The sequence below is a fragment of the Domibacillus enclensis genome, from assembly GCF_900156125.1.
Lineage (GTDB): Bacteria > Bacillota > Bacilli > Bacillales > Domibacillaceae > Domibacillus > Domibacillus enclensis.
The window spans coordinates 278,481-301,599 of the sequence record NZ_FTLX01000004.1 but is presented as its reverse complement, the minus strand read 5'-3'; the positions used below and the strand labels follow the sequence as shown (position 1 = coordinate 301,599).

Here is a 23,119-nt window from a genome sequence, read left to right as displayed (position 1 = left end):
CGTGAGTAGTAGTTAAAACGTTAAATCGTTCGCAATCGGCGTTTCCATCCACTTTTTTACTTCAGCTGGATCACTCGTTTTCCCGAGCGCCCACATGAGCTTCGGCATTAGCGCCTCGGTGTTCATATTCCCTGCCCGAATCATGCCGCTTACCTGCCGGCCGACTTCGTACAACTCCATGTCTTCTCCTTCTTCGAGGCATTGAGTCGTCATGACGATGGACAGCCCTTGATCCGTCAGTTCATTCATTTTTTCTGCTATATTCCGTCCTTGAGAAGGAATACCGCCGCTGCCGTATCCTTCGATCACGAGCCCTTTATACATTCGTCCTAAAGCATCGAACATCTCCGGCTGGATTCCCGGAAACAGCTTAATAAGCCCGATCTCCGTGCACAGTGTATCCGTCAGCTCAAATGGCTGTTCACTTGCTTTCGGGATATCTCCGTTATAGTCAACGCCGTTGTCTGACACGGACGCGATATATGGAAAGTTAATGCTTTCAAATGCATCATAGCTTTTAGTTCTCAGCTTGACGGCTCTCGTTCCTTGAATCACACGGCCGTCAAAAACAACAAACACGCCTTCAGCTGGTTCACAGGCAAACCGGATGGCGTTTGAAATATTCCGTTTCGCATCGGTTTTTTCAAATGTAATCGGGATTTGGGACCCTGTGATCACAATGGGCTTTTTTGCTCCCTGCAGCATGTAAGAAAGAGCAGCAGATGTATAAGACATCGTGTCTGTACCATGTGTGAGGACGAAACCATCGTACTGGTCATACTCCTCATACACCGCTCTGGCCATTAAAACCCAGTCTTCCGGCTGTATGTTGGTGCTGTCGAGGTTCAGCAGCTGGCGCGTATCCAGCTGGTAGTCAAGCCTGCTGCCCGGGAGATGATGAAGAAACTCATCTGTCCCTAAACCTGGTGCCAGACCGTTTTCCCCTTCAGCGGAGGCGATTGTTCCGCCTGTTGTCAGCAATAGTAACTTTTTCATTGACTGTCACACCCTTCACCTATTGTTTTCTAATCCATTCATTTTTATAACTGAAATGAAAGCGTATTCTTATTCTTATTTTGTTCTCGTTACGCGAACTTAATTGTATTATAGTAACGGATCATCCAGAAATCAAGAGGAAAAGTTCTCGTTACGCGTACTTTTTTCTAGTTAAAAATGATATAATACGGGTAAAGGAGCGAGAAACGCATGAATTTAAACAGATTAATGGCACTGCGGAAAGAAAAAAGCTGGTCTCTTCAATATGTCTCTGACCAGCTCGGCATGGCGAAAAGTACATATGCAGGATACGAATCAGGCTATCGTCGTCCTTCTCTTGAAGCGATTACCGCAATGGCTGATTTGTTTGAAACGTCCGTTGATTATATTCTCGGCCGTATACCTGATCCGTTGACCCATTCCCATCAATCGGGCCCCACTAACGAAGAGCCTATTGAGCTGAGCACTTTTCCTGATGTCACCCTTTCTATAGATGATATCAACCTTTCACAGGATGACCTGTGTCAATTCGTCGCTTTTATTAGAGCTCGCCGGGAAATGGAGCAGTCCTGCCTAAAAAAAGATTCAGCGCTGTCAAATTAAACAGCAAAAAAGGCAGACATGTTAAGAACACATCTGCCTTTTTCATTTATTCTGTTTTATACTTGGCGATTCCAGTGGCGGTGTTCAGCAAGCGCCGTCAAGAATGCATCCGCATACTCTTTTGAAGGAGACGCTTCGGACACGACCCCCTCGTCCGCTGCCAGATCCGCAATCAGATCCACGCCATTGCCCGTAGCGCCGACTGTTTTGAAATGCTCGTACGCTTCCGTTAAAAAGGCTTTCGCCTGTTTTTTCGCTTTCGGATCTGATGTTAACCCGTCTGCTGCATATACGCCGTCAAACAGAACGGAATCAGCTGTCAGGAACGTGTGATCCACTTCAAGCTCTGAGCCGTCGTCGCCTTTAATCGTTCCTTGCTTCGAGCTGACAATTTCCGGACGTGTTCCGGCTTTTTCAAATGCTTTATAAATATCCGTCATCTCTTTGCCTGAGAAGCCCTCGCCGGCAAGCACCGCGATTTTGCGTGTCGCAACCCCTTTTACCTTATTCTTCTCCTGGCTTAACGCATCAGAAGATTTCGTTACAGTTGATTCTTCTACGTCAGAAGGGGCTTGTACGCCAATTGCTTCGGCTACCGTTTTAGCAAGCGCTACATTGACATTAGCGAACATATTGACCACCTGCTGGCGGACCTCCTTGCTGTTCACCTTGCCAAGCTCAAAGCTGAACGCTTCGATGATATGCTCTTTTTCCACGTCCGTCATGCTGTTCCAAAACAGAGTTGCTTGAGAGAAGTGATCTTTGAAGCTGTCACTGCGGCGGGCCACTTTACGCCCTTCTACTTTCTCCTGGTAATGCACGTAGCCGCCTTCTTCTTCCGTTGACGTCGCCGGTGTATTTTGGGCAAGCGAGTTTTTATGGTAGCTCACCTGGCCAACGTTGACCGTTTGGCGTCCATAGCCGTCCCGCTGATTGTTAAAGAATGGACAAACCGGACGATTGATCGGCAGCTCATGGAAGTTCGGTCCGCCAAGACGGATGAGCTGTGTATCTGTATAAGAGAATAGACGCCCCTGCAGGAGCGGATCGTTCGTGAAATCAATACCTGGAACGACATGTCCCGGGTGGAATGCAACTTGCTCCGTTTCTGCAAATACGTTGTCTACATTGCGATTTAATGTCATTTTCCCAATGATTTTCACCGGTACTTCTTCCTCCGGCCACACCTTTGTCGGATCAAGGACGTCAAAGTCGAATTTAAATTCGTCTTCCTCGTCAATCATTTGCACGCCAAATTCAAACTCCGGATAATCGCCCATTTCAATTGATTCCCACAAATCGCGACGGTGGAAGTCCGGGTCTTTGCCGGCAATTTTTTGCGCTTCATCCCATACGAGCGATTTGATGCCGAGAACCGGCTTCCAGTGAAACTTCACAAACCGCGCTTTTCCCTGCTCATTCACAAAGCGGAATGTATGTACACCGAAGCCTTCCATCATCCGGTAGCTGCGTGGAATCGCACGGTCAGACAAATGCCACATAATCATGTGCGCAGATTCCTGGTTGTTCGCAATAAAGTCCCAAAACGTATCGTGCGCGCTGGCTGCCTGAGGCATTTCATTATGCGGCTCCGGCTTGACTGCATGAACTAAATCCGGGAATTTGATCGCATCCTGAATGAAAAAGACCGGAATGTTGTTTCCCACCAGGTCGTAGTTGCCTTCTTCTGTGTAAAACTTTGTGGAAAAACCACGCACATCGCGCACAGTGTCACCTGATCCGCGAGAACCGGCCACCGTTGAATACCGGACAAAAACCGGTGTTTTTTTGGATGGGTCTTGCAGGAAGCCTGCTTTTGTATACTCTTTCATTGATTCATATACTTCGAAATGACCATGGGCTGCATATCCACGCGCATGAACGACTCGTTCAGGAATACGTTCGTGGTCAAAATGAGTCATTTTTTCACGGAAATGAAAGTCTTCCATTAATGTCGGTCCACGATCACCTGCTTTTAAAGAATGCTCGTCCTCTGAAATACGAAGCCCCTGATTCGTTGTCATTTTTTCTCCTTGATCCTTCACGCGGAACGAATCAAGCTGTTTGTTTTTGCTGTTTTCATTAATTGCCACGGTGTAGCCCCCTCTTTTCGGATAAGGTGAAAACTCATTCTTACATTACCTACCACTTATCAAGAGAACTAAAACAATTAATTTAGAATCATTTTAACTTTCAGCCTAAGTTCACAGAAATTTCGGCTTTTTAAGCTGCTTTCATTTAAATATTCCCTAAATATCGAGGCAAATAGGGAATATTTTCTTTTATTCACATCGTTTTTCTCAATAAATTAATCATCACTTTAGCGGATGTGAGGCATTCTTCCAAATGATACGATAAACGGGAAATAAACGAATAGGCGGTGAATAATGGAAAAGCTACGTCAAGGTTTACTATGGATGTTATTTATGAGCTTTGCCCTCCTGACAGATCAAGAACAGATTGTTTCAGCTCACGCTTCGACTGGAACGGTCACGGGGAACCATGTAAATGTAAGAGATCAGCCCTCTCTTAACGCGTCAATACTCGGAAAGGTGCAATCAGGAGAACACGTACGCATTCTTTCTTCTCAGGACGGCTGGATTCAAATCAACTATGGAGATGGAACAGCCTGGGTAAGCGGGCAGTATGTTCAGTCAGAAGGTACACGGCAATCAGCCGGTTCTGATTCATATATCCGGATTCAAACAGAAGGAACCAACCTGCGCAGCGGTCCTTCCACTTCCGCTTCCATTATCGTGAAAGGCTCCATTGGTGAGCGTTACCCTGTTTCAGGACGCTCCGGTGACTGGATTAAAATTCGGTTGGCAAGTGGAAATGAAGCGTATGTAGCGGGCTGGGTGGTTTCCTCTAACGAAAAAGCCGCTTCTTCTCTTGAAGGAAAATTGATTGTTCTTGACCCTGGCCATGGCGGTATGGATGGCGGCACGTCTGGATCAGGCGGGACAAATGAGAAGGATGTGACGCTGCAAACTGCTTTAAAGCTGGCAGATGAATTAACAAAAAGCGGCGCTACCGTCAAGATGACCCGTACCGGTGATCAATTTGTTCCACTTCCGGCACGGACAGCAGATTCTGGTCAGCATAAGGCAGATGCTTTTATTAGCCTTCATTATGATGGAACGACCAATCAAAGCGCTTCAGGCTTTACGACCTATTATTACCATGACAGCCATAAAGGGCTTGCCCGCTCCGTTAATCAAGGACTAGAACGATCCTTGCCATCGTCGAATCGCGGGACACGGACAGGAGACTATTTTGTTCTTCGGGAAAACGAGAAGCCGGCCATTTTGCTGGAGCTTGGTTATTTAACCAATCCGAACGAAGAATCCTCTATCGTGTCAGCTTCTTACCAATCAAAAGCAGCCGCCGGTATTCGCGACGGCCTAGCATCTTATTTTACATATTAACAATAGCTTGGGACAAGAGGTTCTGGATAGAAGAAAAAGCCGAATGATTAGACATTCGGCTTTTTTTGAGCTCTTCATGATGGTAAATCGTTTTTTAGTGACTGCGCTTGTGCCAACACAGAGAGGGCGGCTTCTGCAGGACTTCGCGTTCGGAGGGGCGGGCGGTGAGCTAACTTTTGTCGCTTGGCAGGAAAGCGGAGCCGGCAGCCCGGAGCCCCTGTGTGTGCTTTTTCAAGAAAAAAGAAGAATCAAGGGACAACCTCATTTGTTATGTCCTAGCCTATTTCGTTAATAAATTAATTCCATGATCTCATTTGTGGTCACTTGTCCGAAATAATGCTTCATGTCCAGTGTTTCCAGCGCCTGGCGGATTGCTTCTTTTTCGTGTCTTGTTCCGACTAGAGCCTGTTCTACTTCCGTTACATCACCCGCTCCGAAAAAATCGCCGAAAATGCGCGCTTTTTTGATTTCTCCTTTTTTCACATCCAGGCGGACATCGATCAAGCCAACGGGAAAGCGGTGAGACCGTTCGACGTTAAACGCGGGGGATTTTCCGTAGTTCCAGTCCCAATTTTGATAATGCTCTGCTGAAATGCGGTGGATCGCTTCCCAATCTCCTTCGGTCAGCTTGTATTCCTCCACCTCTTCGGCATCATTAAAAATCGTTTTTAATATAAATTGCTTGAATTCCTCAATCGTCATATCTCCGTCCACTAAGTCGGAAATGTTCGCCACGCGGCTGCGAATCGACTTAATTCCTTTTGATTCGATTTTATCCTTGCGAACCTTTAGCGCTGAAACCACCTGGTCCATATCCGTGTTAAAAAGTAGCGTTCCATGCGTAAACATGCGACCTTTTGTTGAAAACTGCGCGTTGCCTGAAATTTTAAATCCATTGGCTGTTAAATCGTTTCGTCCGCTTAACTCCGCCCTTAGACCGAGCTTGTTCAGTGCGTGGACAACCGGCTCTGTAAACTTACGGAAATTGTGAAAGCTGTCGCCGTCATCTTTCGTAATGAAGCTGAAATTTAAATTGCCGTGATCATGGTACACTGCTCCGCCGCCCGAAAGCCGTCTCACAACATGAATGTTGTGATCCTCTACATAATCCACATTGATTTCTTCGATTGTATTTTGATTTTTCCCGATAATGATCGATGGCTCATTAATGTAGAAAAGCAAATAGGATTCCTCAATATCCAGGTGTTTCACTGCATATTCTTCAATAGCCAGATTGATCCGTGGATCGGTTATACCGCTGTTGTCAATAAAAAGCATGGAGCACCTCCGAGTGTTTGTAGATCAAATGTAGCACAGTGAGAGTGGTTCTCAAAGAAAAAAGCACCCTCAGCCGGGTGCTTTACTTTTGACCGAAATCCATACGCTGATACCGTCCGCGGATGACTTCGTAAATGCCGTATAAAATAAGACCTGCCGCAGCGAGCCCGAGCAAAATTTGGCCAAACGGCTGGGAGGCAAGCTCCGCTAATGCTCCATCGAGGCCTTTTGATTCATCCGGATTTGCGGTGATGGCCGTGCGGATAAAGAAAAAGCCCATCATGGCGAGAACGATCCCGCGTGCGATTAACCCGGCTTTTCCCGCATTTTTCGCAAGCTTCAATTCCTTTTCATTCATTTCGTGTGTTTTAAAGTATTTCATGAATTTTTCTTTCGCGCCTTTGTACAGTTCAATTATTCCATAAACAAGAATGATAAGCCCAATCAGTCCCACAATCCATTGGCCAAACGGCTGGGCAAGCAATTTCGCGGAGATGGTTTTCTCTGAACTGCCTCCTCCTCCCGCGCTCATCGCAAGATTAAAAGCCGTCACGGCCAAGCTTCCATAGATCACTGCGCTGACCGCATAAGCAATTCTTTTTAAAATGCCTTTCGCATCCGTGCCCTCATGCTCCACATCTAAAATGGTTTTCACAAGCTCCCACATGACATAGCCGATCAGGCCGATACCAATAAGCCAAAGCAGCACCTTCCCGAACGGTTCATGGGCAACAGTGGACAGCGCACCGCTTGTATCGGTCGTCCCGCCTCCTACTCCAGCAGCCGCCATTAAAGCATAAATACCGACAAGTGCATAAACAGCTCCCTTCGCCATATGACCGAGCCGCCCGAAACGCCGCACCCACGGTTTTGCGTCGTGCGCCTTTGATAATACTTCACCTTTTGTGCTCATTTTATATCCCTCCCCGTATTTACGTCTTTCTCCTACCTTTCCCGCTTATTCTTTTCTTTTAAACTGGTATTTTTTTGACCGTCTGGACGATTCTCCATGTATACTAGCGATGGGAGGTTGTTCATATGGATAAACGATTTCAAATTGCCCACCGGGAGGCCTGGATCGGCATAGGACTTGCGCTATTTAATTTTATCTGGTGGTTTGGCTTTGCCTATGGCATGGGCGGGCGCAAAGTGGAGGAATACACCTTTATATTCGGATTGCCCGACTGGTTTTTTTACAGCTGTGTCGTTGGATTTATTGTGATGGCTTGTCTTGTCTGGCTTGTTGTCATCTTGTTTTTTAAAGAGGTTTCGTTTGAAGAAGGTGATGAAAAGTGAATCTGTCTGTTTTAGTGCCGCTTTTGCTGTTTCTCGTTCTTATCTTTTTTATCGGCTATTACGCCAGCACAAAGCTGACGGGCTCCACTCACTTTTTGAATGATTATTTTTTAGGCGGACGTGAATTGGGCGGCTTCGTTTTAGCGATGACGATGGTTGCGACCTACGGCAGTGCGTCTAGTTTCCTTGGAGGGCCCGGCACCGCTTATACGATGGGCTTTGGCTGGATTCTGCTTGCGATGACGCAGGTGGTGACCGGCTATTTTGTCCTCATGATTCTCGGGAAAAAGTTCGCGATTGTGGCACGGCTGTATGAAGCGGTGACACTCGTCGACTTTTTGAAAAAACGGTATGAAAGTCCCGCAGTTGTGATCCTTTCTGCTGCAAGTATCATTGTCTTTTTGTTTTCTGCGATGACGGCTCAATGGATCGGCGGTGCCCGCTTAATTGAATCCATCACCGGCATCAGCTATCACACAGCCCTGTTTTTATTCGCTGTCTCAGTTCTTGTGTATGTCACCATTGGCGGTTTCCGGGCAGTTGCGCTGACTGATGCGGTGCAGGGCGGCGTTATGGTCGTTGGCACGCTCATCCTTCTTGTTGCTGTTGTTCAAGCAGGCGGCGGGATTCCAGCGATCGTTCAAAGCCTGATGGCTGAAAACCCAAACCTCGTGACACCTTATGGGGCAGACGGCAATTTATCAGCGGCTTACGTCTCTTCCTTTTGGATTCTCGTTGGTGTCGGCGTTGTCGGTCTTCCGCAAATTGCGGTTCGGGCGATGTCATATAAAAATGCGCAGTCGATGCACCGCGCGCTTATTATCGGAACGATTGTCACCGGCGTCATTATGCTGAATATGCATTTAATTGGCGTATTTGCCCGTCCGATCTTGCCGGGGATTGAAATTGGGGATAAGGTTATTCCGCTTATTACGTTAGAGGTTTTGCCTCCGTGGCTTGCCGGCATCGTTCTGGCTGCCCCGATGGCCGCGATTATGTCGACGGTCGATTCATTGCTGATTCTCGTCAGCTCCACCGTCGTTAAAGACGTGTATTTAAATTACGTTAAGCCGGATGCCTCCGAAAAAACGATCAAACAAATCAGCTTCGGCGTCACTGCTTTATTGGGGACGGTTGTCGCTTTGCTGGCTCTGCAGCCGCCTGATTTGCTTATATTCTTAAATTTATTTGCCTTTGGGGGATTGGAAGCCGCTTTTATATGGCCGATTGTCCTCGGGCTTTACTGGACCTATGGAAACAAGTGGGGGGCTCTTTTGTCGATGATCACCGGCATCATATCGTATATTGTTATTCATTTTTACAACAGTACCCACGGAAACCTGCTTGACGTTCATACCGTGACGATACCTGTTGTTCTGTCACTCCTTTCCTATATCGCGGGAAGCCTGCTGATCGAGCGGAAAAAGTACTATTTTATCCCCCAACAAAAATAAGCGCCCTTTCGAGGTGCTTATTTTTGTTGAATCGACACACAGCTGCCGCCGCTTCGTTTTGATTTGTACAATAACCGGTCTGCTTCTTTCATCAAGCGATCCGCCTTTGTGATCGTTGTATCCACCAGGCCAGCTGACAGGGAAATACCATTCACATCCGGATCGGCATAATCGGCACTACGCCGGATGATTTGTTCGGCATACGGAAGCGCCTCTTCTGCCGACCTGTTTAAAAACAATACGCCAAATTCGTCACCGCTGAACCGGAAGCCGTATGCCCCCTCTGGAATCGTTTCATCAATGAGTGAAGACGCCTTCATTAAAATGAAATCGCCTTTTTCATGACCGAATTCGTCATTCACCTGCTTGAACTTGTCCATATCCATCATTAAAAACGCATGTGTGCCTTCATTCATCCATTCAGACGTCATGATCCGCTTCCAATACGTGCGGTTAAAGAGCCCCGTCAGGACATCATGGATGAGAAGTCTTTCCATATCAATGGCGTAGGATAAAAAGGACGATAGTTTTATGAGCGTCTGAAGCGTTTTATCGTCGTATTCATTCAACGAGGTGTTGATCGAGCAAAGAGTTCCAAATACAGAGCCATCATTTAACGTGATGGGCACTCCTACATAGGAACCGATATTCAAGGAATGCGTCAGTTCGAGGTTTTTCGTCTGTTGATGTTCTTTGGCATTGCTGACCAGTACAGGGCGGCTGCTCGTGTACGCCATTTGGCAGTACGTGTCCTGCATTTGCACAATGCGGCCGTTTTCAACGAAAATATCACTTTTCACCAGCGTTTTCAGCAGCTTCATCCGCTCGTTGTCAATAAAGCTTATATAAAAGGTCTGGTCGCCGATCAAGTCGTTCGCGATTGATAGAATATCCGTAAAAACCCGAGAAAAATCCGCTTCTTCCATCCATTTTTCAATCATTATTATCACCATCCATTCATTCAGGAGGTTATTCACTACCTTTAGTATACCGATTACATACAAAAAAGTCAGCCGCGATTGGCTGACTCAGGATCTATTATTCAAATAAAGAAAGAACTTGATTTTTGTACAGGCTGCACGTTATGTTTTCGTCATTCCTTATCCTCCAATCGCAATGGGCTGAACCTCAATCGCTTCTTTTTCAAATGTTTCTTTAATTAAACGGGCAAATGCCAACGCATGCGCTCCATCTCCGTGAATACAAACCGTATCTGCCTGGATAGCAACATCTGTCCCATCCGTGGAACGAACCTTGTTTTCCTTCACCATCCGAGTCACCTGAGAGAGGGCTGTTTCTTCACATTTAATCAACGCACCTGGCAGGCTGCGCGGAGTCAGCATCCCCTTCGCTGTATATGTACGGTCTGCAAATACTTCACTCGCTGTAGGCAGCCCCGCTTTTTCACCTGCCTCAATAAGCTTGCTTCCGGCGAGCCCGTATAAAACGAGCGATGAATTGATATCCTTGACTGCCGAGGCAATGGCCCGGGCAAGCTGTTCATCGGCGGCTGCCATATTGTAAAGGGCGCCATGAGGCTTTACGTGGCAAAGACGGCCTCCTTGGATTTCAACAAAGGCATTTAGTGCACCGATTTGATAAACGACGATCGAATACACTTCTTCCGGAGACAGCACCATATTCCGGCGGCCAAAGCCCTGCAGATCCGGCAGCCCGGGATGAGCGCCAATGGAAACACGGTGCTCAAGAGCCTGTGATACGGTTTTTTTCATCACATCCGGATCTCCTGCATGAAAGCCGCACGCAATATTCGCCGATGTGATGTACGGCATGATGGCTGAGTCCTGCCCTATGCTGTATGCGCCAAAGCTTTCACCCATGTCGCAGTTGATGTCTATTTTCATTCTAACGTCTCCCTTGATGATTAATTTTGAATGAGACCGCTTTTTTGATCATTTGAATAAACGTCTCTTGATTCATATAAAGCTGCTCAGCCCGCTTCCATGTGATTTGCTTAAAGCGTATTTGTTCCCCTGGCTTTAATTGTGCGACAGCCGGTAAATCGACAGAAGCTGCCTGTGCGATACGCGGATAACCGCCTGTTGTTTGATGGTCAGCCATGAGCAGAATCGGATTTCCGTCCTGCGGAACTTGAATCGTTCCTCCGGCTACTGCCTCCGATAAAAGATCAGCTGGCTCATTGAGCTCAAGCAAAGGTCCGGAAAGACGGTAGCCCATCCGGTCAGATTGGGGCGAAACCCGAAAACTTTTTTGAAAAAAAGCCGCCCTGCTGTCAGGGGAAAATCGGTCGAATTCCGGTCCCGGCATAACCCGTATCCTTTTTTGATGCCATGCGTGCTGTGGCCGCACATGCCAGTTTACAGCTGAGCACGATCCGCCCTTTTTCTTTTTTAAATAAAGAAATAGCGGGTGGTGGGAATGGTCGGCTTGACTGAATTCCAGCACATCGCCCACCTGCAAGGCCCGACCTTTGTGTCCTCCTACTTTCCCTCGCAAATACGTACTTTTGCTGTCCATTACTTCCGGCACCTCATACCCACCGAAAACAGCTACGTAGGCGCGGCAGCCCGAGCGGCAAGCGGTAAAATGAAGGATGCTGCCTTTTTCTATAAAAAGGGGCCTCCATAAAGGAACTTGCTTTCCCTCAATCACAGGATTCAGGTCTCCGCCAGTTATTGCGATGATGGCATCCCGCTCAAACGCCAAGGAAGTCCCCATCATGGTCACCTCTATCGCTGCTTCCCCCTCTTTATTTCCTGCCAGTATATTGGCCAGTCGTAAGGAAAGGGGATCCATTGCTCCACTGACAATCACGCCATGCTTTTGAAAGCCATGCCTGCCTAAATCTTGTATACTTGCTAACAAACCGGAGCGAATCACTTTTACACTCATTGGACGCCCCCCTGGTATTGCTCATATTCTTTCACTGAAATGGGCACAAACTTTAAAATATCACCAGGGGCAAGGAGCGTCGGTTCTTCCTGTTCAGGCGTGAATAAACGAACCGGCGTACAGCCAATTACCTGCCATCCCCCGGGGGTAGACAGTGGATAAATACCCGTTTGGCCGCCGCCAATGCCAACACTGCCTGCCGGAATTTCTGTGCGCGGCGATGTTCGGCGCGGAGTATGAATACGTTTAGATAAGCCGCCCATATAAGCGAACCCCGGTGCAAACCCGATCATATAAACAGGATATTCGCCCGCTGTATGCAAGTCAATCACGTCCTGCTCCGCAAGACCGTTATGCTCCGCTACAAAAGCAAGATCAGGCCCGAATCTTCCCCCGTAACAAACAGGCACTTCAATCCGTCTCTCTTGCTCTTCTTCTATATTAAGCCCCGTCAGCAGACTTTTAATATATTCCCGCACAAACAAATAAGGAGAAGCTTCCCTGTCACTATACGTCTGATGCACCGCACTTAAATCATAAAAAAGAGTCACGCTCGCAAAAGCTGCCGTACATTCAATAAATCCCCGGAACGGCCTTTCCTCGATGCGCTTCGCCAGCGCTCTCGCTTGTTTATTTAACACCGGGCTGATTTCCGTGCCAAATCTGACCGTCACTGCCGTCTCACTTAACTGGTAAATGTCCGCATTCAAAGCTGGTTGCTGGGTACTCGTCATAAGATCCACCCCTTTTAACAAATAATTGATTTCGTCCAATTCACCTTTTTCTCAGTATACCAGAAAGAACGTACGTTTGAAGAGAGAGCATGAATTATCCAAAAAAATTCATTCTTTACACTTTCAACCACTATTCTTTTAGTGTATTATTACACTTATAGATCCAATGAGTTGATAGTCTACTAACGAACAAGGACGGAAGGTGACGAAATTGATAACAAACAAATGGTTTTTTTATTTCATGTATGGCGGCATCATTCCTTTTCTTCTGGCATTCACTGCCGCTGCTGCACTGATGGTTCATGATAGTATGCTAGTCGTTTTCTCAGCTGTTATGGTAGTGGGCGGCTTAACGACTGGTCTTTGGATCGGCGCCAAAACGATGCTGCCAGTCCACCTCCCTATTTACCCGCTCGTCATCACGCTTGGACTGTGGGCAGTATTCATGCTGATCACGAACGGCTTTTACGGAGATGAGGCCTGGTTTTGGTTTTGTTTAGTCCATTTTTCTTTTTTTCCTGCATACTTTTTTTCTTCTCTTTATGGAGTGGGCTATTTGTTTATTTTGCTTCCAGTTTTATATGAGCTGTTCTTTTTAGTCGGCTTTCTCATCCGGAAGCCAAAATCGCTCACTCCTTCAATCAAGCACACGGCCATCCTTGCTGTTTTCGTCCTGTTTTTCTCAGGCATCGGTCTGGCTGTGACATCGGAGCGGATGCAAACCGTCCTGCCATCTCATGGGTTTGATTATGAGGGGGGAAACTCGAGCACAGATTTAACACCTTACAATGTCACAAACCCAGACAATGTATTGCCCCGGCTTGAAGGCAAATCAGATTTCTTTATTGAAACAAGACAAAATATGCTGACGCTTGATGGAGCAGAGGCCGCATTTCCTGTTTATTCCGCTTTTGCCCAGGCCGTTTATAAAAATGCCGCACAAAACAGCAACTTTATCACTTTTACAAACACGATTTTTGCCTATGAACGCCTGATTAATAAGGAGATCGATATTTATTTCGGTGCTGAGCCTTCAAACGCGCAGCTGGAGATGGCGGAAAAAGCAGGAGTAGAGCTTGTGCTGACCCCGATCGGCAAAGAAGCGTTCGTGTTTTTCGTCAATGAAAACAACCCGGTTCAAGACCTCACCATTGACCAAATTCGGTCAGTCTACAGCGGTGACGTCACGAACTGGCGGGAGCTGGGCGGAAAAAACAAACCAATTCTGGCTTTTCAGCGCCCTGAAAACTCCGGAAGCCAAACGTGGCTGCAAAAAATAATGAAAGACCGCCCGATTATGACACCGGTAAAGGAAGAGGTCCCTGCAGGCATGGGCGGGATTTTAGAGGAAGTAGCCAGCTACCGGAATTACGACCAGTCCATTGGCTTTTCGTTCCGGTTTTTCGCTTCCGGGATGCAGGACTATGACGATCTCCGTTTCTTATCGATCAATGGCATCGAGCCCGTGCCAGAGACCATTACAAACGACAGCTACCCTTTCACCGCCACATTATATGCCATTTCTTTAAAAGAAAATAAAAAGCCGTCCCTTGCGCCTTTTCTCCAGTGGATGCAAGATGAGCAGGGACAGCAGCTGGTTGAAGATGTCGGCTATGTGAAATGGACGGAATAAGTTAGGAGCAAATCGCTTCCGAACCGGCACAAATGATCTTGTTTCGCCCGCTCTGTTTCGCTTCATAAAGAGCATCATCCGCTTTTTCCAGCAGTTGTTCTGAGTTGAATTGAGTCGAAGCCGCGAGTCCGGCAGAAAACGTAATCGGAATGTCGGTGTCATTAATACAGATCGGTTTCGCAGCGATGGACGCCCGAATACGGTCAATCGCTGCTGCTGCATTATCTAGTGAGCACTCTGGCAAAATGACAACAAATTCTTCGCCGCCGTAACGAGCAACAATGTCTATACTGCGCAAATTGTGCATTAAATGCCCACTCACCTCCTGGAGCACCTGATCGCCGACAAGGTGGCCATGTGTATCATTTACTTGTTTAAAATGATCAATATCAATAAAGGCGAGAACGAACGGACCGTCTCCTCGCTGCCCTGTTAAAAATTGGTGGAAGTAGCTCATAAACGCACGCCTGTTATACAGCTTTGTCAGCGGATCCTTGCGGGCAGATTCAATTAAATTTCGCTTTGAAATGTATTCGTGATGCAAGTCATGAATCATCCAGACAATCAGGAGGCTGAGCAGTATATTCATTGGAAGCGCAACTGGTGTAACAAGAGCAAAATATTCATGAAACGGGATGATTCCCGCAAAAGCAACAAATACCACGTTCACTAGATTCAGCACAATGACCGTTAGTACGATCCGCTTGAAGAGCGGCCACTTCCGAGCAAGCAATCGAATCAGCATTCCCGCTGCCGCGATAGTCATCACATTCAGCATTCCGGCAACCGCTGCTTCACTCAACCCGAATGTCAGGCGGGCAAGTCCAATCCCAAATCCAACGATAAAAATAAACAAGGCATTTTTAGCGAATAAGGCCGCGATAATTACTGGAATAAAGCGTAAGTCAAAGATCACATTATCATCTAAATGAATGCCGAACAGCATGGATGTCCATCCTGAAAACACAGCCAGCCCTAAAAGAAGCAAATCCTTTGACCGCTGTGGCGCGTTCATTAAAAACTGTTTATAGATAAGACCGCTTATATAAATAATGGCGATCAATACCGATGCATTCACAATAAATTCCTTTACATCCAACATATGCGATCCTCATTCCTGATCAAATTCTTTTCTTTGCTCAAAAGAAACGTCCCAAAGATTCTTTGAGACGGATATAAACACATTAAGCTGTTTTATCTAACGGAGCAGCAGCCTTTTCTTTTTCAAGCGGGGTATCAAGCTCTACATTCAGCTTTAATGAATACCCGCAGCAGGAAGAAGCGCCGCCTTCATAAAACATTCTGGCCCACTCCAGCTGATCAGAGGCGCGAAAGTCATGTAAAACAAGCCGTTTATTCATGAAAAACCCCTCCTTTCTACTCATATACCCCCTCTCCATATTTTTAGTACTATCTGCTCAAAAAAAGCGAGAACTCCGGAGAGTTCTCGCTTTTTCCTTATCCGTTCCTTATTTTTTGCTCCGGTTCCTCAAAAACATCCGTATACTGTATGGCTTTGTTGCTGTAGCTGTCTTTCATTTTAAACATAAGCGCAAATCCGATCAGCCACCAGCCTGCGAATATGACCCATTCGTACGGCCAGATGAGGGCAGCCGGCATGCCTGGAAGATACAACGAAATAAAGCCGAGACTAAGAATAATTGCCATCCATCCTACCACGCTGGACTTTCCTGCCCGGAACGGACGCGGCATATCCGGTTCTTTTTTCCGCAGCTGAACAAAAGCAATCGCGACAATAAAATAGGCAATCACAATCGCCAGACCGCCTGCATCCACAAGCCAGACGAGCATCGGACGGCCAAGCAGCGGACTGACTGTCGCAAGTAAACCGATAAACAAAATGGCATTCGTCGGCGTATTGTATTTCGGGTGAAGCTTGCCGAACCAGGCAGGAATCATTTTTTTCTCCGCCATGGCGTACAGTACGCGGCTTCCTCCAATGATAAAGGCATTCCAGCTTGTGATGATCCCGGCGACACCGCCTAAAATCAATACGCTGGCAAACAACTGGGAACCGAATACCGCAGCCATCGCATCTGCAGTGGGAAGCACCGACGACGCAAGAGCTTCCTTATCCAGTGCTACACCGACCGCATACACAATCGCCACATACCAGACAATCGCAAGACTAACTGAAAAAACGAGCAGCTTGCCGATCGACTTTGGCTTCACGTTCATTTCCTCTGCTGTCTGCGGGATCACATCAAAGCCGACAAACAAAAAGGGTGTCATCACCAAAACGGTAATAATGCCAGCTGTTCCGTTTACAAACAGCGGCTGCGCGTTAGCGATCTCGCCATTAATACCAGCGCCGAAAATAAGCATCAGGCCGATCAGTGCAATGACGATCGTCAAAACCATTTGCAGCATAGCTGCTGACTTAATGCCAAACAGGTTCGTTACCGTTACAAAAATAGAGCCCGCGACCCCGACCAGCACCCAGGACAGGTACACATCGTACTCCATAATAGAATACATGTAGCCGACTTTGTAATTTGGAAAAATATACTCAATCACCGTCGGAAGCGCAACCGCTTCAAACGCAACAACGGAAATATAGCCAAGAGCGAGCGCCCATGAAGCAGCAAACGCAGCTTTTGGACCCACTCCTCTTAAAACATAGGACAGCGCACCGCCCGCTGTCGGCATGGCCGATGCCAGTTCTGCGTAAGTAAGACCGACAAACATGACCATAATTCCGCCAATAATAAAAGCAATGATGGCTCCTGCTGTCCCGGCTTCCTGCACCCACGTGCCGGACAGCACAACCCATCCCCAGCCAATCATAGCTCCGAACGCCAGAAATAATATATCAACAGTAGAAAGTACTTTTTTCAAATTTTGATCCTGTTTCATTCTTTGCAGCCCCTTTTGTATTCAGAATAAAAATTTCAGAATAATCAGAAAATATTTCCAGTGTGACTGCTGCTCCAAAAACAGCAGCCACTCTCTTTTTAGTTTTTATTCCATTCCTTTAATTCAAGCCGGCGCACACCGTGAACAACGGCCGGGTCATTTTCCGCGAGCTCACGTGCTTCTTCAAATGAATCCGCCCGGTACACGACCAGACCGCCTGAACCGTCAGCAAACGGTCCTCTCGCAAACACTTTTTCTCCCAGCTTTTCCAAATAGTCAAGATGCTGTGGACGAACTTCCTTGTTTTTTTCCGGATCAATCATGTGCAGCAGTGCAGCGTAATAAGCCAATGTTATTCCTCCATTCCATTCTGAATACTCTGTCAGTATATCAGAAAAAGCAGAAATCGTCGGCAGCGGCCCGTCACGAAAGGCGTAAAGAAACATACTTTATTTCGATATATTCCTCAATCCCGTAATGACCGCCTTCCCGGCCCAGTCCACTTTCCTTCCAGCCGCCGAATGGTGCCTGGCTGACGGATGGAAGACCATCATTAATGCCGATAATTCCGTATTCGAGCGCTTCGCTGATCCGAATGGCATCCGCAATGTTTTGGGTATAAACGTAAGCGGCCAGTCCGTAAGGTGTGTTGTTTGCGCGTTTAATCACTTCTTCTGCAGAGGTAAATACGGCAACCGGCACGAGCGGTCCAAAGGTTTCTTCCTTCATGCAAAGCATTTCGTCAGTTGCGTCTGTTATGACGGTTGGCTCAAAAAAGGCCCCTCCCTGTCCGTTCTCTGCTCCGCCTGCCAATACGCTGCCGCCGCGTTTTTTTGCATCCGCAACGTGCGCTTTTACTTTTTCAATCGCCGCCTCGTTAATTAGCGGGCCGATGTCGGTCTCGGCATCCAGTCCATTTCCAACCTTCAGCTTTTTAACCGAAGCGGCCAGCTTTTCTGTAAACACTTCTGCGCATTCTTTATGGACGAAAACACGATTTGTGCAAATGCATGTTTGGCCGGCGTTGCGGTATTTAGATGCCAGCAGTCCGTCAACTGCTTGATCCAAATCCGCATCCGGCATCACGATAAATGGAGCGTGCCCGCCAAGCTCAAGCGACAGTTTTTTCACGGTATCGGCTGCTTTTCTCATCAGCATTTTCCCAACGGCCGTCGATCCTGTAAACGAAAGCTTTCTCACGCGGCTGTCTTCCATCCATGCGTCGCCTATTTCAGCCGGATCGCCTGTTACGACTTGCAGAACGTCCGCTGGAATGCCTGCTTGATGCGCCAATTCAACGAGCTTCACGGCAGTTAACGGCGTCAGCTCAGCTGGCTTCACGACTGCTGTACAGCCGGCTGCCAGCGCCGGTGCCACCTTGCGGGTAATCATAGCCGCTGGAAAGTTCCATGGCGTAATCGCAGCAATAACCCCGACCGGCTGCTTTTGGACGAAAATTCGCTTATTCGGGTCTGACGAAGGAATCGTCTGGCCGTAAAGCCGCTTTCCTTCTTCCGCATACCAGGAAATAAAGCTGTTTGCATACCGGACTTCGCCAAGCGCTTCTTTAAACGGTTTTCCTTGCTCCATCGTCATTAACCTGGCAATGTCCTCCTCTGACTCAACAATCAGCCCGTGCCATTTCATAAGGAGGGCACTGCGGTCCTCGGCTGTCCGGGCAGACCATTTTGGAAAAGCAGCAGCAGCGGCGTCAACCGCCTGGACCGCTTCCGCCTTTCCCTGCTTCGGCACCGAACCGACCGTATGTCCCGTTGCCGGATTAAATACGTGCATAATAGACGCTTCTGCTATGTTCATCTGGATTCCTCATTTCTGTAATGATTGTTCTACTGCATAAACCGACGCCTGTAAAATGTGAAGCATTTCCTGCATTTCATTATTGGTAATTACAAGCGGCGGCGAAAACACGAGAATATCCTGACCTTCCAGGACAACAGCGCGGCAGATCAAGCCCCGTTTTGCTGCTTCAGCCAGTACACGCGGTGCCAGCGGACCATCTGCGCTTTCCTGTGAATGAAATTCAATCGCCCCCATCAGCCCAAGCCCCCGCACAGCTCTTATAATCGGATTCGCTGCTTTGATTTCTTCAAAGCCGTTCAGCATGTCAACGCCTCGTTTTTCAGCATTGTCTGCCAGTTTTTCACGCTCAATGATGTCAATATTTTTCAAGGCAACCGCACATGCCATCGGATGACCGCTATACGTGTAGCCGTGAAGAAGTGTTCCTGTGGAGAGTTCGCCTAGCTCCTCATAAAGCGCTTGAGAAAAAACAACTCCCCCAAGCGGCGCGTAGCCGCTTGAAACGCCTTTTGCGAAGCACATCATATCCGGCACCACACCGTAGTGCTCGATCCCGAATAACTTCCCAGTGCGCCCGAAGCCGGTAATCACTTCGTCCGTAATGAATAAAATGCCGTATTCATCACAAATGCTGCGAATTTCTTTAAAATAGTTTTCAGGCGCTACATGCACACCGCCTGCCCCTTGTACAGGCTCTGCAATAAAAGCAGCGATTGTCTCCGGCCCCTCCTGCTCAATCCGGGCACGCAATGCATCAGGTGACATATGATCCACATAGCAGAAATCCGGCGCCAGCGAATTCGTGAAATCGCGGAATGGCTTCAGTCCCGTGGCGCTTGTCGCTCCCACATTCACACCGTGATATGATTTGGAACGGGAAATAATTTTCTGCCGCTGCGGCTGTCCTTTGACTACCCAGTAATGGCGAGCCAGCTTATAAGCCGTATCATTTGATTCTGATCCTCCCGAGGTGAAGAATACTGCATTTAAATCGCCTGGGGCAATTTCTGCAATTTTAGCCGCGAGACGGATCGCCGGTTCATTGCTGAAGGAGGCGAAGGAAGAACTAAAGGCAAGCTTGGCCATTTGTTCCTTTGCTACTTCCCCAAGCTCTTCACGGCCATGTCCGACATTCACATTCCATAAAGACGACATGCCATCGATCACCTTCGTTCCGCTTTCATCATATAGGTAAATCCCTTTTCCTTCTGTGAAAATAAAAGCCGGTCCTGATTGCTGCTGTTGTTTAATTGATGAAGTTGGATGAAAGAAATGTTTTTTGTCCAGTTCTTTCAATTCTGCTGCCGCTGTTTTTTCTTTAATCATGTGCTCGTCATCCCTTTCGGCTTCGTTTCTAGTATTCATTATTCCAAGAAACTTAATTTTCTGGTTGTTTTTTGTTAGATTTTTTAACAAACTTTTTATAAACCCTTTTAAATAGGGGTAATCCACTATAAAAGAAAGCGATTTCAAAAATATTTAAAAATTTATCATTATTATAATATATCTTTTTAAACACTCCAATCCTTCCTCGAACAGTTTATATTTTAAAAAAACAGATACTTTGTGGCTCTTCTTCTTTATCGTTGCAATTCCTGTGCCAACTTAAAAAGCCGTTTATTCAACTGCTTTTTTGTACAAGTAAGTCAAAATGAATTAAAAATAAAAAAATCTGATTCAAAATGAATTTTTAATTCATTTTGAATCAGATTGGAGTTGTTTTAACCTTCTTACGACCGTCGGCTGGCTTGTTCCGAGTTTTTTGGCCATTTCATAGGTAGAGCGGCCTTCTTTCACAGCGCGCAGCAGCCAATTTTGCTCAATTTCTAAAACCACTTCCTTTAATGTTTTGCCTTGATGATCAAATGATTCAATTCCCATCCACGGCTGCGGTTCGTCTGTTTGGCTGGAATCAAGCAGAAGCAGCTGCGGAGAAATTACCGGCTGATCCGACATAATTACGAGCCGCTCCATTACGTTCTCCAGCTCACGTACATTGCCGGGCCAGCTGTACGCCAGGCATTTAGCCAGCGTCTCCGGGTGCAGAGTGGTCTGTTTTCCATATTTGCTGTTGAATTGGTGAAGAAATCGTTCCGACAGCATCGGCAAGTCTTCTTTTCGTTCCCGCAACGGCGGGATTTCAACCGGTATCACATGAAGCCGGTAGTACAAGTCTTCCCGGAATGTTCCTTCCTGCACCTTTTTCTTTAAATCCTGATTGGTTGCCGCAATGAGACGAAAATTCACTTTCCTTGATGAGACAGCGCCGATTTTCGTAATCTCTTTTTCTTGAAGCACTTTTAACAGCTTCACCTGAATATCCAGTGAAAGCTCTCCAATCTCATCCAAAAACAGCGTACCGCCATCTGCCGATTCAATTAAGCCCATTCGCCCTTTTTGGCTGGCACCGGTAAACGAGCCTGCTTCATAGCCGAAGAGCTCGGATTCAGCCAGACTTGCCGGAATCGCCCCGCAGTTCACATCAATAAACGGCTGAAGGTGGCGGTCGCTTTCCCGGTGAATCGCTCTGGCAAAAAGCGTCTTCCCGACACCGGATTCTCCAAAAAGAATAACGGTTGCCTCACTATTTGCTACACGCTTTAGCGTTTCCTGCGCTTTTCTCATGATGGGGCTTTTTGTTTTCAGTTCATCCAGAGGCGTTTCCCGCTTCTTCAGCTTTTCGATTTCCGATTCATACCGCTCCACTTTGGACTGGAGCTTTTCATATTCCTCTTTTAGCTGCTGGATTTCCGTTAAATCATGGGACAGGCTGATGACCCTGACAATCTGTTGATCGCTGTTAAACACAGGAATGCCCTTTGCCATAACCGTTTTGCCAGATGCTGTTTTTTGCAGAAGCCTTACTTCTCCTTTTTCCTCCAGCACCTTCCGGGTAACAGAAGGAGAAAAAACATTCATTTTTTCCAGCTCGTAAACCGATTTGCCGATCATTTTTTCAGACGGCTCTCCGTAAAATTCCTCACTGTTTTTAATCGCCCGCAGCACAATTCCCTTGTCATCGGTTACAATAATGTTATCATTCGACGCATGAAGGATCGCTTCAAGCTCAAGCTCCATATGAGTGAAGTCTGTCATATACACCGCTCCGTTCGTTTTATCATATTGTATCAAAAGGCAGCGGCACCGACATAAAAGAAATGGATGGTATCAATTTGGACATTAAGCATTTGCAGTACTTTATTGAAGTATCAAACTTTAACAGCTTCTCAAAGGCAGCTGACCATTTATTTATCACACAGCCGACCATCAGCAAAATGATCAAAAACCTGGAAACAGAACTCGGCGTTGAACTGTTTGACCGTTCACGGAAAAAGCTTGTGTTAACCGATGCCGGAAACATTCTGCTCGAGCAGGCAAAGCTTGTCAACAAAGCATTTCAGCACCTCCAAACGGAGCTTGATAATTTGCTGGAATTAAAAACAGGCCACATCCGGATCGGCCTTCCACCCATTTTCGACGCCCACTTTTTTCTAAAGATTATCGGCTTGTTTCACGAAATGTACCCAGGCATTACATTTCAGCTAAAGGAAGAAGGCTCTAAATCGATAGAGGAAGCGGTCGCACAGCAGGAGCTTGATGCAGGAGTGATTGTTCTCCCCACGCAGGAAGACCTGTTTCACCATTTCGCTTTTATGGAGGAAGACTTAATGTTAATTTTGCCAACCTCTCACTCTCTTGCGGAAAAAGAACAAGTAGAGCTGGCGGACCTTGCCAGCGAATCATTTATATTATTTAATAAGGACTTTGCTTTAAACGACCGGATTATTTCCTCCTGCAGCAATGCCGGTTTTCAGCCAAAGGTGATCTCTGAAAGCTCTCAGTGGTCCTTTATCGAAGAAATGGTCGCCTCGAAGCTTGGCATCTCCCTCCTGCCGGAAAGCATCTGCCGGCATTTAAGTGAACATGTATGTGCCGTCCCGGTCACAAACCCTTCTATCAAGTGGCATTTGGCCATCATCTGGGGAAAAAACCAGTACTTATCGTACGCCGCAAAAGAATGGCTTCACTTCACAAAAGAACAATTTTCTCAAAAAAGCAGTCACGGCAACTAGTTTGCAGGTGAAAAAACGGGACCTGCTGACGGCTGGATTCGAAAGTTAATGA

The 23,119-nt window shown here is 47.0% G+C and carries 21 protein-coding genes; 6 read left to right on the top strand and 15 right to left on the bottom strand.

The window, feature by feature from the left end; genetic code table 11:
• Window positions 1–12 precede the first annotated feature (12 nt).
• The gene (locus BW952_RS10750) at window positions 13–996 is read right to left on the bottom strand and encodes an asparaginase (RefSeq protein ID WP_045851333.1); all 984 of its coding nucleotides are present in this window, start codon (window positions 994–996) and stop codon (window positions 13–15) included.
• Between the two features lie 210 nt (window positions 997–1,206).
• Here BW952_RS10750 and BW952_RS10745 point away from each other — a divergent pair, with 210 nt between their 5' ends.
• Window positions 1,207–1,599, top strand: a complete 393-nt coding sequence (locus BW952_RS10745) for a helix-turn-helix domain-containing protein (RefSeq protein WP_045851332.1) — start codon at window positions 1,207–1,209, stop codon at window positions 1,597–1,599.
• Window positions 1,600–1,655: 56 nt separating this feature from the next.
• Here BW952_RS10745 and BW952_RS10740 read toward each other — a convergent pair whose 3' ends face one another.
• Entirely contained in the window at window positions 1,656–3,692 is a 2,037-nt protein-coding gene (locus BW952_RS10740) for a catalase (protein ID WP_045851331.1), read from the bottom strand.
• A 294-nt stretch (window positions 3,693–3,986) separates the two neighbouring features.
• Between BW952_RS10740 and BW952_RS10735 the strand changes: the two genes are divergently transcribed.
• Window positions 3,987–5,027: an N-acetylmuramoyl-L-alanine amidase family protein gene (locus tag BW952_RS10735; protein WP_052698474.1), complete on the top strand. Its 1,041-nt coding sequence runs from the start codon at window positions 3,987–3,989 to the stop codon at window positions 5,025–5,027.
• A gap of 288 nt (window positions 5,028–5,315) precedes the next feature.
• On the opposite strand, the gene lplA is transcribed toward BW952_RS10735, so the two are convergent.
• Window positions 5,316–6,305, bottom strand: a complete 990-nt coding sequence (gene lplA, locus BW952_RS10725; protein WP_045852160.1) for a lipoate--protein ligase — start codon at window positions 6,303–6,305, stop codon at window positions 5,316–5,318.
• Window positions 6,306–6,387: 82 nt separating this feature from the next.
• Entirely contained in the window at window positions 6,388–7,218 is an 831-nt protein-coding gene (locus tag BW952_RS10720) for a DUF1206 domain-containing protein (RefSeq protein WP_045852159.1), read from the bottom strand.
• A 125-nt stretch (window positions 7,219–7,343) separates the two neighbouring features.
• On the opposite strand from BW952_RS10720, the gene BW952_RS10715 reads away from it, so the two are divergent.
• Complete coding sequence (locus BW952_RS10715) at window positions 7,344–7,601, top strand: YhdT family protein (protein ID WP_045852158.1); 258 nt, start codon at window positions 7,344–7,346, stop codon at window positions 7,599–7,601.
• Complete coding sequence (gene panF, locus BW952_RS10710) at window positions 7,598–9,055, top strand: sodium/pantothenate symporter (protein ID WP_045852157.1); 1,458 nt, start codon at window positions 7,598–7,600, stop codon at window positions 9,053–9,055. Before BW952_RS10715 ends, panF begins: the two co-directional genes overlap by 4 nt.
• Window positions 9,056–9,072: 17 nt before the next feature.
• Here the strand turns inward: panF and BW952_RS10705 are convergent, their stop codons facing one another.
• The 4 genes from BW952_RS10705 to pxpB all read right to left on the bottom strand — a co-directional run bounded on the left by BW952_RS10705 (window position 9,073) and on the right by pxpB (window position 12,663).
• Window positions 9,073–9,996: a sensor domain-containing diguanylate cyclase gene (locus tag BW952_RS10705; RefSeq protein ID WP_045852156.1), complete on the bottom strand. Its 924-nt coding sequence runs from the start codon at window positions 9,994–9,996 to the stop codon at window positions 9,073–9,075.
• Between the two features lie 159 nt (window positions 9,997–10,155).
• The gene (locus BW952_RS10700; protein ID WP_045852155.1) at window positions 10,156–10,920 is read right to left on the bottom strand and encodes a LamB/YcsF family protein; all 765 of its coding nucleotides are present in this window, start codon (window positions 10,918–10,920) and stop codon (window positions 10,156–10,158) included.
• 1 nt (window position 10,921) lies between these two features.
• Window positions 10,922–11,929, bottom strand: a complete 1,008-nt coding sequence (locus BW952_RS10695) for a 5-oxoprolinase subunit C family protein (protein WP_045852154.1) — start codon at window positions 11,927–11,929, stop codon at window positions 10,922–10,924.
• Window positions 11,926–12,663, bottom strand: a complete 738-nt coding sequence (gene pxpB, locus BW952_RS10690; RefSeq protein ID WP_045852153.1) for a 5-oxoprolinase subunit PxpB — start codon at window positions 12,661–12,663, stop codon at window positions 11,926–11,928. Before pxpB ends, BW952_RS10695 begins: the two co-directional genes overlap by 4 nt.
• Before the next feature lie 202 nt (window positions 12,664–12,865).
• Here pxpB and BW952_RS10685 point away from each other — a divergent pair, with 202 nt between their 5' ends.
• Window positions 12,866–14,296, top strand: a complete 1,431-nt coding sequence (locus BW952_RS10685; RefSeq protein WP_139325440.1) for a PstS family phosphate ABC transporter substrate-binding protein — start codon at window positions 12,866–12,868, stop codon at window positions 14,294–14,296.
• 1 nt (window position 14,297) lies between these two features.
• Here BW952_RS10685 and BW952_RS10680 read toward each other — a convergent pair whose 3' ends face one another.
• The 7 genes from BW952_RS10680 to BW952_RS10655 all read right to left on the bottom strand — a co-directional run bounded on the left by BW952_RS10680 (window position 14,298) and on the right by BW952_RS10655 (window position 22,090).
• Window positions 14,298–15,398 carry a diguanylate cyclase gene (locus BW952_RS10680; RefSeq protein ID WP_045852152.1) on the bottom strand — a complete coding sequence of 367 codons (1,101 nt, stop codon included), beginning with the start codon at window positions 15,396–15,398 and terminating at the stop codon, window positions 14,298–14,300.
• An 82-nt stretch (window positions 15,399–15,480) separates the two neighbouring features.
• On the bottom strand, window positions 15,481–15,657 hold the full coding sequence (locus BW952_RS19440; RefSeq protein WP_156149434.1) for a hypothetical protein: 177 nt from the start codon (window positions 15,655–15,657) through the stop codon (window positions 15,481–15,483).
• Window positions 15,658–15,754: 97 nt separating this feature from the next.
• Window positions 15,755–17,173, bottom strand: coding sequence for an APC family permease (locus BW952_RS10675; RefSeq protein WP_045852151.1), 1,419 nt, complete (start codon window positions 17,171–17,173; stop codon window positions 15,755–15,757).
• A gap of 98 nt (window positions 17,174–17,271) precedes the next feature.
• Window positions 17,272–17,523: a YciI family protein gene (locus BW952_RS10670; RefSeq protein WP_045852167.1), complete on the bottom strand. Its 252-nt coding sequence runs from the start codon at window positions 17,521–17,523 to the stop codon at window positions 17,272–17,274.
• A 73-nt stretch (window positions 17,524–17,596) separates the two neighbouring features.
• Entirely contained in the window at window positions 17,597–18,991 is a 1,395-nt protein-coding gene (locus BW952_RS10665) for an NAD-dependent succinate-semialdehyde dehydrogenase (RefSeq protein WP_045852150.1), read from the bottom strand.
• Between the two features lie 9 nt (window positions 18,992–19,000).
• Entirely contained in the window at window positions 19,001–20,320 is a 1,320-nt protein-coding gene (locus BW952_RS10660; protein ID WP_045852149.1) for an aminotransferase family protein, read from the bottom strand.
• Window positions 20,321–20,689: 369 nt separating this feature from the next.
• Window positions 20,690–22,090: a sigma-54 interaction domain-containing protein gene (locus tag BW952_RS10655; RefSeq protein ID WP_045852148.1), complete on the bottom strand. Its 1,401-nt coding sequence runs from the start codon at window positions 22,088–22,090 to the stop codon at window positions 20,690–20,692.
• Window positions 22,091–22,167: 77 nt separating this feature from the next.
• Here BW952_RS10655 and cidR point away from each other — a divergent pair, with 77 nt between their 5' ends.
• Window positions 22,168–23,067 (top strand): cidABC operon transcriptional activator CidR, encoded by a 900-nt coding sequence (gene cidR, locus BW952_RS10650; protein WP_045852147.1) that lies wholly within the window; start codon window positions 22,168–22,170, stop codon window positions 23,065–23,067.
• Window positions 23,068–23,119 lie beyond the last annotated feature (52 nt).